The sequence below is a fragment of the Methylomonas aurea genome, assembly GCF_024505045.1.
In the GTDB taxonomy this organism is placed as follows: domain Bacteria; phylum Pseudomonadota; class Gammaproteobacteria; order Methylococcales; family Methylomonadaceae; genus Methylomonas; species Methylomonas aurea.
In genome coordinates this window covers 103,809-115,315 of the sequence record NZ_JANIBM010000001.1, presented here as the reverse complement: position 1 = coordinate 115,315, position 11,507 = coordinate 103,809, and the positions used below count along the sequence as shown (strand labels likewise).

Here is an 11,507-nt window from a genome sequence, read left to right as displayed (position 1 = left end):
GCCTTTTTGTTCAATCGAGGGGTTTAGAGCTGTACTGATGAAGTAGAGCTGGAAACTTTTTGTTTTGACGCATCAGGATTGTCCATGCATCCGCTCAAGCCGGCAATCATCAGGGTCATAGCCAGTAATGACAGTACTTTTTTCATAATTCCTCCAAATCAAAAATTTTAATTTTACGTGCTCGGCAATCGAACACGGGAAGTTTTATAACACGGCTAAAAACCGATAGGCAAATTGAGGGTTATTATCAAATTGTCAAGCCCTTAAACGAATAAGGCCCGCATTAGCGGGCCTTACATCAGGAGTCTGAAATCCTGTAACGGCTACGATTATTTTACACCGCTGCCTTGTTGGTTGGTAGAGCCGAAACCTTTTGGTTTTGGGTTGCCTTGGTCTGGATCGTCCATGCAACCGGCCAAGCTCACCATAACCATAACCATAGCCAAAACAGAAAATACTTTTTTCATAACATCCTCCAGATTTAATGGGTTTTTATAATTTTGAGTGTACTTAAACGAAGCACGCAAAATTTATAGCATGACCAATCTGCGCATGCAACACCCTTTTTCATATTGTGTCGATGTCCATGGGCAGGCTGATTTTGATTTCCTTGCCGGCCCAGCGTGCCGAGCCTATCGTTTGCCAGCTACCTGATAAATTATTGTTTCGTAGATCTTTCTCCCAGGTAAACGGCGCCCTGGTTTTCTTCATTTTGATGATGAATTGGGTGTTTTCCAGGTCCAGGCTGCTCTTGATACCCCAAAATGCCGTGACTTTCATGATGAATTTTTTCAGGCGCAATTCGTCGATATTCGGTGTGACGGCGATGTTGGCCCACATCGAATGCACGCGTCCCCAGTTGGGAGCCAGCAGCCGGCCCTGCTGGTCGACGAACGGCAGCCAGCGTTCGATGCCGTCCGCATCGAGATAGGTAATTGCCAAAATATGGTCGTAGCCTGCGAAATGGTCGTGCAGATACAAAGCATGCGGCGTGATGCCGAGAAAGGTATGCGACATCATCAACAATGCGTTGCTCATGTTGTTCAGCATGCTGGTCAACGGCGTTTGCCGGGTATCGACGTGCAAACGGTAAATTAGGCCGTAATGGATGCTACTGTTGAGCTGGAACAGAATCAATACCAGTAATACTTTGCTGATTTTGTGAACGGAGCTTCTGGCAGGTGTCGCATGCTCAGCCTCGAATATTCGATGGTAAAGGCTGTTCTCGGCTGCGCCGGCCGCCGGCACAGCGCAGTTGGCGTCGCAGACCAAGCGTTGGCGATTGTCGGCTATAGCCCGGTAACGCTTGCATATCCATCCGTAGAGCAACGGCAAGCGCATCATCCAGCCGACCAGGGCGGGGTATCCCATCGCCACTAGAATTTGCGAATAAGTGTCGACACCGGCATAGACCCGGCCTTGGCCGTCTACAGCATAAAGGTCCGTCATCAGCTGTTGCTGCCCCAAATGGGACAGGGCCGGATAGTCGGCGGCGAAGACCTGCGCCGGCTTGAAATCTACCCGGCGCAACACGTCGAAGTGGTTCAAGGTCAACACCGTGCGATTGCAGAGCGGACATTGCTGGTCGTAAAACACGGTCAAAACCGCCTGCTTGGCGCGCAACCACGCTCCGAAGTGGCGGTACCAGCCAAACGGCATCACCAGTGCGTAAAAAATCAACATACCCATTCCGAACGGATAAATATTGAACGACAGCGTGATGCCCAGATGCAGCGACAATCCCAGCAGAAAACACAACCACCGGAAACGGCGACGGGAATAGAAAAACAAGAAACTGAATTGGAAAACGATGATGGTGTAACCGATGGTCTTTTGCAGGATCTCGATGTTCAGCAGCCAGGACATATCGAGCGCAGATATGTAATACGGCATGGAAGACGGCAACCAGGCGCCGAGGCCGTTGCGCCAATGCTCGGCAAACATTTTGTGAATCGCCGAATCGAAATATAAAAAGCCAAGGCAGACGATGACTGGTAAATGGTATACCAAGGCCGAGACGGTTGCCGGTCCGTAAGCCGAGTAATGGACGAACGGGTTGCACAACTTGCGGCGCAGGCCGTCAATGGCGAACGCGCGATCGAGCGGCATGAAAATCAGGAAGAAATTGGCCCCGGTCATGAACAAATCGAAACCGCCGTCGAAATCGCGCTGCATTGGCGTGAAATTGACGAATACCAGCCAAAACAGATAGTTGGCGATGCTGCTGGCCTGGCTCCGGTAACCCACGGCCAAGCAGAAAGCGACGGCCGCCCACAGCCAGAGAAAGAATGGGATCATCGGAAATTCGACATCCAGGAACGGAATAGGATCGAAAATCAGATGGTTGAAATACAGCAGAAAAAACACTTCCTGCAACGTCACCAAACCGAACAGTAGCCGGAACAAGCCGATACCGGTAGCCGGGACCCTTTCGGAATAAAGCCTATTGATTTTTAGAACTAACGTTTTGAACATGGCGAATCGGCAGGCCAAAAGGCTACCGATTATAAGGGATTTTGCCAAAAAGCCGGGAAACAGACCAAAAAAAAAGCGGCTACGGGATCTGTCCGTAGCCGCTTTCTTCCAGAAAAGCTTTGTAAGCGCGAGCAGGAAACGTTGCTTATTCTTCGTCTTTAGGCTCAGCAAAAACCCATTTTACGAAGAAATAGCCAGCAGCGATGATTACTACCGCGCCGATCATGCCAGATGGTTCTTTCAGCATTTCTGTTAAATCTAAGATCGCTCCCATGGGTGCCTCCTACCTTAAAGTTAGTTGTTATAAAATGTGCCATTTCGTTGGCGTTCGAAGTTCATATGTTACTTTAGCCACCTTCAAAGTCAAGCAATTCGTGGCTGTTCAGTAAAGATAGCGGCGCAATTGCTATCCGGACCGAATATGGTAGTATGCCGACTCAACCTGAATTTTTAGAACAATAAAAAAGTACAAGGGGAAAAATATGATCGGTGGCATTGTAATGGTTTTGACCGCTATCTGGGTTTACCAGAGCATGATGAAGGCTAAAAAACCGAACGTTTTGATGTGGGTGGCCGCTTGCGCCGCGGTGTTTTTCGCGGTGGAGTTCATCGCCCAGATTTTTTGCATCGAGATCATCGACGCACTGGGCGGCAAAGACATCGGTGACAGTTACGACCGCGATTTGGCCAGCGTCAGCGACAGAAGAACCCAGGAAAATGCCGGGGGATTTTTCGTCAACAGCCTTTGCGAATTGTTTCCGTCCGTCGCAGGCTTCCTGGCCGTTGCCGTAATCCGTACCTTGGTCATTTTGAAAGAAGCGTTGACACCTGCCAACCTGTTCAGCGGCGTCAAAGAAATGTTCATCAGCATCAAAGACAGCTTCAAAACCTCGTCCGGCAGTTAAGTCATTGGGCCTCGGTAAGCCCAGGACAACTTGGGCTTTTACCGAGGTGACACATCAACCGCCGATGACGGCAGATACGATAGTGGCTATCGTAAAAATAAACAGCACCGTCGCAATCAAGCCGACGAACACGTAGGCCGGCAACGAGCCATGCTGAAAATCAATCTCTCTGTTCTTGTTGCTTTGTACGCCAATGGCGGCTGCGATCACGCTTTTTACGACGTGCAACAGGCTGGGTTTAGACATGATTTCCCTCAAAATTGGTTTGCCAAAACTTCCGATTAGCCGCCGTTCCAACACTTTCGATGAATTTCCGCATGAATAGCTCTCAACGTTTACACCAGCTTCTGTCACAGCGAATTTTGTTTCTGGATGGCGCCATGGGCACCATGATACAGAGCTACAAGCTGGAGGAAAAGGACTATCGCGGCGAACGCTTTGCCGACTGGCCGGTCGATCTGAAAGGCAATAATGACCTGCTGTCGATCACCCAACCCGATGTAATCAGGGCCATTCATAAGGCTTATCTGGATGCCGGCACCGACATTCTGGAAACCAACACCTTCAATTCCACCAAGGTGGCGATGGCCGATTACCGGATGGAAGATCTGGCCTACGAAATCAACGTCGCCTCGGCTCGAGTCGCTAGACAAGCCGCCGATGCGGCAACCGCGCTGACACCGGACAAACCGCGTTTCGTCGCCGGCGTCTTGGGGCCAACCAACCGTACCTCGTCCATGTCGCCCGACGTCAACGATCCCGGCTTTCGCAACATCACCTTCGACGACTTGGTCGATGCTTACAGCGAAGCCACCCGTGGCTTGATCGACGGTGGTGCCGACATTATTCTGATCGAAACCGTATTCGACACTTTGAACGCCAAGGCGGCGATTTTTGCGGTCGAATCGGTGTTCGACCAAATCGGTTACAAACTGCCGGTGATGATCTCCGGCACCATCACCGACGCCTCCGGCCGCACTCTGTCCGGCCAAACCGCCGCCGCATTCTGGACTTCGCTAAAACACGTCAAACCCATTTCGATCGGCTTCAATTGCGCGCTCGGCGCCCAGGAACTGCGTCAGTACATCGAAGAATTATCCAACATCGCCGACACCTACGTCTCCGCCCACCCCAACGCCGGCCTGCCCAACGAGTTTGGTGAATACGACGAAACTCCGGAAATGATGGCCGCCGAACTGGCCGACTGGGCCGCCAACGGCTATCTGAATATCATAGGCGGCTGCTGCGGCACTTCCCCGGATACCATTCGAGCCATCGTCGCCGCGCTAAGCAAATATCCGCCGCGACAAATTCCGGAACTGGAAAAACGCTGCCACCTGGCCGGCCTGGAAGCGATGAGCATCGGCCCGGAAACCTTGTTCGTCAACGTCGGCGAGCGGACCAACGTCACCGGTTCGGCGATCTTCAAAAAAATGATCGTCGAAGAGCGCTACGAGGATGCACTGGAAGTGGCCCGGCAACAGGTCGAAAACGGCGCCCAGATCATCGACATCAACATGGACGAAGGCATGCTCGATTCCAAAGCGGCGATGGTGCGCTTTCTGAATCTGCTGGCGGCCGAGCCGGACATCGCCAAAGTGCCGGTGATGCTGGACTCGTCGAAATGGGAAATTCTGGAAGCCGGCCTGAAATGCATTCAGGGCAAGGGCATCGTTAACTCGATTTCGATCAAGGAAGGCGAAGCACTGTTCATCGAACACGCCAAACTGGTACGCCGTTACGGCGCGGCAGTGATCGTGATGGCCTTCGACGAAGTCGGCCAGGCCGACACGATGGCACGCAAGATCGAAATCTGCAGCCGCGCCTACAAGATTTTGACCGAGCAGGTCGGCTTTCCGCCGGAAGACATCATCTTCGACCCGAATATTTTCGCGGTCGCCACCGGTATCGAGGAGCACAACAATTACGGCGTCGATTTCATCGAAGCCACCCGCGCCATCAAGCAAAATTTGCCGCATGCCTTGATTTCCGGCGGCGTATCCAACGTGTCGTTCTCGTTCCGCGGCAACAATCCGGTGCGGGAAGCGATTCACGCGGTATTTCTGTACCACGCGGTGCATGCCGGCATGGATATGGGCATCGTCAACGCCGGCCAGCTGGCGATTTACGCCGACATTCCGGAAGAGTTGCGCAACGCAGTCGAGGACGTGATTCTGAACCGCACCCCGGACGGCACCGAAAGACTGCTGGACATCGCCGAAAAATATCGCGGTAGCGGCCAGGCGGCCAAGCAGGAAACCCTGGAATGGCGCGAATGGCCAGTTACTAAACGCCTGGAACATGCTTTGGTCAAAGGTATCGCCGACTTTATCGAGGAAGATACCGAAGCCGCCCGCTTGGAAGCGGAAAAGCCGTTGCACGTCATCGAAGGCCCACTGATGGATGGCATGAACGTGGTCGGCGACCTGTTCGGCGAAGGCAAGATGTTCCTGCCTCAAGTCGTGAAGTCGGCACGGGTCATGAAAAAGGCCGTAGCCTATCTGATGCCGTTCATGGACGCCGACAAGGACGGCGCCGCCCGCGAAACCAACGGCAAGGTGCTGATGGCCACCGTCAAGGGTGACGTGCATGACATCGGCAAAAACATCGTCACCGTGGTGTTGCAATGCAACAACTACGAAGTGATCGACATGGGTGTGATGGTGCCGGCGGAAAACATTTTGAAAGCCGCTCGCGAGGAAAAGGTGGACGTGATCGGCCTCAGCGGCTTGATCACGCCGTCGCTGGACGAAATGGTGCATGTCGCCAAGGAAATGCAGCGCCAGGGCTTTAAAATTCCGTTATTAATAGGCGGCGCAACGACGTCGCGCGCCCACACCGCGGTCAAGATCGAACCCAACTACGAGCATCCAACTGTTTATGTCACCGACGCCTCGCGCGCTGTGGGCGTGGTCAGTTCGCTGCTCAGCGAAGATTTGCAAGCCGATTTCGTCGCCAAAACCCGCGAGGAATACGCTCAGGTCCGCGAACGCCACAAAGGCCGCCAGGCCAAGAATCCGCAGCATCCGCTTGAAGCCGCGCGGCGTAACCGTTTCGACCATGCCGGGCACCAACCGGTTAAACCCAAGTTCCTCGGCACCCAGGTCTTCGACCATTTCCCGCTGGCGACACTGGCACAATACATCGACTGGACGCCTTTCTTCCTGACTTGGGAATTGTCCGGCAGCTACCCGGCGATCCTGCATGACGCGGTCGTCGGCAAGGAAGCCGGCAAATTATTCAAAGACGCGCAGGACATGCTGCAACGCATCGTCAGCGAAAATTGGTTGACCGCCAAAGCCGTGATCGGCTTTTTCCCGGCCAATAGCGACGGCGACGACATCATCGTTTACAGCGACGATAATCGCAGCGAACAGCTTGAAGTACTGCATCACTTGCGCCAGCAGAACGTCAAGGCACCGGGGCGGCCGAATTACTGCCTGTCGGACTTCATTGCGCCAGTTGAAAGCGGCATCGCCGATTATATCGGCGGATTTGCCGTCACCGCCGGCATCGGCATCGAATCCAAATTGGCCGAATTCGAACAGGACCACGACGATTACAGCGCCATCATGCTGAAGGCGCTGGCCGACCGTCTGGCCGAAGCCTTCGCCGAGTACATGCATTTGGCGGTGCGCAAGGACTACTGGGGCTATGCCGAGGATGAAAATTACGACAACGCGGCGCTGATCGAAGAAGCCTATCGCGGCATTCGACCGGCCCCCGGTTATCCGGCCTGCCCGGACCATACCGAAAAGGCCAAGTTGTTCGAATTGCTGAACGTCACCGCGACCACCTCGATTGCCTTGACCGAAAATTTTGCGATGTATCCGGCGGCGGCGGTTAGCGGTTGGTATTTCTCGCACCCCGAGTCGCAATATTTCAACGTCGGCAAAATCGATCGGGACCAATTGGAAGATTACGCGCGGCGCAAAGGCATAAAATTGGAAGTGGCGGAACGCTGGTTGGCGGCGCATCTGAACCACTGATCGCTCGGCCTTACGCTTAGATCAGGCTAATATCGATGGCGGATTTCATTTTGTACGGCACCGAAGGCTGCCATTTATGCGAGGAAGCCGAACAGATCGTGCATCTGGTCGGCCTCAGCTTCGACATTCGGGACATTATCGAAGACGAGAACTTGCAACAGCGTTATGGCCTAAAAATACCGGTGCTGGCGCACCCCGGCCGCGGGCTCGAACTGCACTGGCCGTTCGGTCCGGAACAGGTGCTCTGGCTTGCCGCCCAAGCCCGGACCTGATCCGGGCGGCGAACTGTCAATGCTTGGCGAAGATCAAATCCCAAACCCCGTGGCCTAAACCCAGGCCGCGGTTCTCGAATTTGGTCAACGGCCGGTAATCCGGGCGCGGGCAAAAATCTCCGCTCGGGCTGGTATTCTTCAATCCCTTACCTGCCGACAAAATACTCAACATATCCTTGGCGTAATGCTCCCAATCGGTCGCGGCATGAAAATAACCTTCGACCGCTAATTTCTTATCCAGTAATTCGACAAAGCTCGGACGGACGATGCGGCGCTTATGGTGGCGGCGTTTTTGCCACGGATCCGGAAAAAACAAATGAACGCCGGCCAGGCTGTGATCGGCGATTTTTCGTTCCAAGATTTCGATCGCATCGTGGTGGTAGATGCGAACATTGTTTATCCCAAACTGCTCCAGCAACATCATCAAGTGGCCGACGCCGGGCCTATGCACTTCGATACCCAGGTAATTCAAATGCGGATTGGCTGCCGCCATCGCCGCCAGACTGTCACCGTTACCGAAACCGATCTCGACAATCAGCGGCGCCTGCCGACCGAAGGCCTGTACCGGATCGAAGACCTGCTCGGGCGCCAGACAGTATTTCTGCCAATGGTGCTCAAGCGCGAACTTCTGGCCGGCGGTGGCGCGGCCTTGGCGGCGGATGAAACTGCGGATTTTGGAAGGGTCGATGCGTTGCGGTTCGGTCATTTAGAAAACAAAAGCTGATTGGATGCAAATAGCCGAAAGCCTTAACGCGATAACAAGCCGAGCCAATCCCCGCAGCCGGGTTGATAGCCCGACTCCGATCAGTCGTCCAGGTCCACTTTCGACATCGCGATAGCGCTTTCCATAACAATTTTAAGCGCAATGCACGGGTCGATCACGGATTTTCCGCTATGAATCGCCTCCTGGATGGCCAATCCGAGCAAAATTGGCCAATGCGCCTGAATCGGACACAGCAAGCGCATAGTCGGCATAAGATTAGGCCACAAGGCTTTCAAGTAGTTTAAAGGCCGATCGGCCGGCGATTGCCTTAGCGGCAGGCGCAGCAAGCCGAACTCGCTACTGCCCAGGCTTTTGATGCTATGGCGAAATATTTCGTTAACGTCCAGCAAGTCTTGGCAGCCGGATTTTTGCGCCGCCGCCGCCGCCAGCCCCCATACCGAATACTGCGATTCGGCCAGCGGAGCGTTTATCGCATCGCCGTAAAAATACTTGTTGCCGTCGGTAGCTTCAATGGTCGCCAAACCGGCATCTTCCGCCAGCCCTCGCGCCACGTTCCGTTGTCTGACGCTAACTTGACAGGCATAACCCGCCAGTGCACCCAGCGCACATAGCAGGGATTCGGCGTGCACGCCTTTATCGTTTTGCATTGCAGAAGTCAGCCGATGATATACCTCCTGTGCGGCGATCCTCGCGCCGGCCAAGGGATCCTCTTTACTGCGCTCGCGAACCGCGGCCACTAGCGAGTCGATAGCTGGCGGTTTACTCTTGGCATTTTGTGCGTGACGCCGCTGGATTTCCCGGAGAAACTCGGCAAACTCGCCTTCTGCCGCAAACCACGCGGAACTGACGCGGGATTCGCCGAAAGCCGAAGCCACGACCGCCACGCTATGATTCGACACTTCAAGCACACTGATCTGCTTGATGGCCGTGTAAGGCATACCGATAAACGTTAATGCCAAAGACGCCCTCGGTAACAAAGCTTCCTCCGCCCGCAATTCGATGAAAGACGGTTTGGCCAAAGCTCTGCCGACAAGCCATAGCGGCAAAATAGCCCATAAAGCGCTCGCGGCCGCCAACCAGCCGAGTAAATCGGCATAGTTTGGCAAAACGCCGCTGGCGGCCAGATAAGCCAAGCCGCCGGTTGGTGCGATCGCCAAAAACAGTAGCGATGCCACGAAGCGGGGTGGCAGCCGGTAGCGGTAGCGGATTACGCCGCACATGGCCCTAGCGGCGATGCTTGAGTGAAAGTCGGCTGCATGATCATTAACCCTCCGCAAGGCGTGGATGGCCGCGGGGGCTGCCTCGCCGCTAACTCACGCGTTATGTCGCCTGGTCGCGGCGCTTTCCGCTCCGCGAATCTTAAAACAATCGGATGTCTAATTCGGTAGGGTTGCCGATTGCTTCATTGGCAAACCTGCACCTCGAACACGGTGCCCTTGATCGCGACAACCTTGACCTTTGCGCCTAGCGGCGTGTCCGGGCCGTGAACCTTCCAAATGGTGTCGTCGACCTTGATTTTGCCTTGGCCGTTCTCGATGGGTGCGATCAAATTAAACGTCCGGCCAATGTATTGGGCGCCGCGCCGATTCAGCAAAGGATGATCGCTGACTTCCGTGGCTCGGGTGCGGGCGTATTTGCGCCAGGCCAGCACCGACGACACCGCCAATAACGAAAACAGCAAGACTTGGACGTTGAACGTGGTCGCTTCGATCAACAACACGACCGAGCCGACGATGAAGGCCGAAACCGCCAGCCACAGGAAGAAAAAGCCGCTGGCCAGGATTTCCAGAGCCAGAAAACCGACCGCCAGCACCCACCAGTACCAAAATACGATGTCTTGTTCCATCATGTTCAGCCCTTTTTCTGTAACGCTTCTTTGGCCAACTCGCCGATGCCGCCCAACGCGCCGATGACGCTGGAGGCCTCCAACGGCATCATGATCAATTTGCTGTTATCGGCTGAGGCGATCGCCTTGACCGACTCGATATATTTCTGGGCGACGAAATAGTTGATGGCCTGCACGTCGCCCTTGGAGATGGCCTCGGACACCATCAACGTGGCGCGGGCTTCGGCTTCGGCCAAGCGTTCGCGGGCCTCGGCTTCGCGGAATGCGGCCTCCTTGCGGCCCTCGGCTTCCAGAATCGCGCTTTGTTTCAAGCCTTCGGCTTTTAAAATTTCTGCTTGGCGCAAGCCTTCCGCTTCCAGAATTTGAGCGCGCTTTTCCCGTTCGGCTTTCATCTGCCGCGCCATCGAGTCGACCAAGTCTTTGGGCGGCGCGATGTCCTTGATCTCGATGCGGGTGACTTTAATCCCCCATGGCGAAGTGGCATCGTCGACGACGGTCAACAGGCGAGCGTTGATTTCGTCGCGGCGGGACAACAATTCGTCCAAATCCATCGAGCCCATCACGGTGCGGATGTTGGTCATCACCAGATTGATGATCGCCACATCCAGATAGTTCACTTCATAGGCGGCTTTGGCGGCATCAAGAATTTGGTAGAACACGACGCCATCGACCCTGACCATCGCGTTGTCCTTGGTGATGACTTCCTGCGACGGCACGTCCAACACTTGCTCCATCATGTTCAGCTTGCGGCCGATCTGGTCGATGATCGGCACGATAATATTCAGGCCGGGCGTCAAAGTCGCGGTATATTTACCGAAGCGTTCGACGGTGTATTCCATGCCCTGCGGCACGGATTTGACGCTCATAAAAACCATTAAAATGGCAAACACCAATAATACTGTTACAAATAAACCAAAGCCGCCCATAGCGCCTCCTCAAGGTGATGATTAATTTTGATTATTGCCAAGCGTAACGCGGCTAATAATAATGTATGTCTTATTAACTTGCTGGAAACAGGACCCGGTTACATGAATACCTTGATCTACTACAGTTTTAACGTAATGATTCTCGCCGCCGTGATTTTGCTCGTCGGGATGATCAAACCCAAGTGGATACTGTTGTGGATGGATAAGCCCGGCCGCTTGCCGATTATTGCGATCGCCGGCGCGATTTTCATGGCCGGAGCGGTAATGTTCGGCGAGGGTAACAAGCAATTACAAGCCGAAAAAGCCAAGCAAACTCAATCGCAGCCGCAGCAAAAAGCTAAGGAAGAAGTGCCGGATCTTCACTAGGTTC

General features: G+C 54.2%; 13 protein-coding genes. 4 read left to right on the top strand and 9 right to left on the bottom strand.

Annotated features, from left to right (window positions below):
• Positions 1–23 precede the first annotated feature (23 nt).
• The 4 genes from NP603_RS00490 to NP603_RS00475 all read right to left on the bottom strand — a co-directional run bounded on the left by NP603_RS00490 (position 24) and on the right by NP603_RS00475 (position 2,749).
• Positions 24–146, bottom strand: a complete 123-nt coding sequence (locus NP603_RS00490) for a hypothetical protein (protein ID WP_256608954.1) — start codon at positions 144–146, stop codon at positions 24–26.
• A 183-nt stretch (positions 147–329) separates the two neighbouring features.
• On the bottom strand, positions 330–467 hold the full coding sequence (locus tag NP603_RS00485; RefSeq protein ID WP_256608953.1) for a hypothetical protein: 138 nt from the start codon (positions 465–467) through the stop codon (positions 330–332).
• A gap of 100 nt (positions 468–567) precedes the next feature.
• Positions 568–2,475: a DCC1-like thiol-disulfide oxidoreductase family protein gene (locus NP603_RS00480; protein WP_256608952.1), complete on the bottom strand. Its 1,908-nt coding sequence runs from the start codon at positions 2,473–2,475 to the stop codon at positions 568–570.
• Between the two features lie 145 nt (positions 2,476–2,620).
• Positions 2,621–2,749 carry a hypothetical protein gene (locus NP603_RS00475; protein ID WP_255189959.1) on the bottom strand — a complete coding sequence of 43 codons (129 nt, stop codon included), beginning with the start codon at positions 2,747–2,749 and terminating at the stop codon, positions 2,621–2,623.
• Between the two features lie 208 nt (positions 2,750–2,957).
• On the opposite strand from NP603_RS00475, the gene NP603_RS00470 reads away from it, so the two are divergent.
• Entirely contained in the window at positions 2,958–3,380 is a 423-nt protein-coding gene (locus tag NP603_RS00470; RefSeq protein ID WP_256608951.1) for a hypothetical protein, read from the top strand.
• 54 nt (positions 3,381–3,434) lie between these two features.
• On the opposite strand, the gene NP603_RS00465 is transcribed toward NP603_RS00470, so the two are convergent.
• Entirely contained in the window at positions 3,435–3,626 is a 192-nt protein-coding gene (locus NP603_RS00465; RefSeq protein ID WP_256608950.1) for a DUF2970 domain-containing protein, read from the bottom strand.
• A 71-nt stretch (positions 3,627–3,697) separates the two neighbouring features.
• Between NP603_RS00465 and metH the strand changes: the two genes are divergently transcribed.
• Entirely contained in the window at positions 3,698–7,369 is a 3,672-nt protein-coding gene (gene metH / locus NP603_RS00460) for a methionine synthase (RefSeq protein ID WP_256608949.1), read from the top strand.
• A 35-nt stretch (positions 7,370–7,404) separates the two neighbouring features.
• A complete protein-coding gene (locus tag NP603_RS00455) occupies positions 7,405–7,641 on the top strand; it encodes a glutaredoxin family protein (protein ID WP_256608948.1) in 237 nt (78 codons plus the stop codon).
• A 16-nt stretch (positions 7,642–7,657) separates the two neighbouring features.
• Here the strand turns inward: NP603_RS00455 and trmB are convergent, their stop codons facing one another.
• The 4 genes from trmB to NP603_RS00435 all read right to left on the bottom strand — a co-directional run bounded on the left by trmB (position 7,658) and on the right by NP603_RS00435 (position 11,137).
• Entirely contained in the window at positions 7,658–8,347 is a 690-nt protein-coding gene (gene trmB, locus NP603_RS00450) for a tRNA (guanosine(46)-N7)-methyltransferase TrmB (RefSeq protein WP_256608947.1), read from the bottom strand.
• A 98-nt stretch (positions 8,348–8,445) separates the two neighbouring features.
• Positions 8,446–9,585, bottom strand: coding sequence for a hypothetical protein (locus tag NP603_RS00445; RefSeq protein WP_256608946.1), 1,140 nt, complete (start codon positions 9,583–9,585; stop codon positions 8,446–8,448).
• A gap of 182 nt (positions 9,586–9,767) precedes the next feature.
• Positions 9,768–10,214 (bottom strand): NfeD family protein, encoded by a 447-nt coding sequence (locus NP603_RS00440; protein WP_256608945.1) that lies wholly within the window; start codon positions 10,212–10,214, stop codon positions 9,768–9,770.
• Positions 10,215–10,216: 2 nt separating this feature from the next.
• Positions 10,217–11,137 carry an SPFH domain-containing protein gene (locus NP603_RS00435; protein WP_256608944.1) on the bottom strand — a complete coding sequence of 307 codons (921 nt, stop codon included), beginning with the start codon at positions 11,135–11,137 and terminating at the stop codon, positions 10,217–10,219.
• Positions 11,138–11,239: 102 nt separating this feature from the next.
• On the opposite strand from NP603_RS00435, the gene NP603_RS00430 reads away from it, so the two are divergent.
• The gene (locus NP603_RS00430; protein ID WP_256608943.1) at positions 11,240–11,503 is read left to right on the top strand and encodes a hypothetical protein; all 264 of its coding nucleotides are present in this window, start codon (positions 11,240–11,242) and stop codon (positions 11,501–11,503) included.
• Positions 11,504–11,507 lie beyond the last annotated feature (4 nt).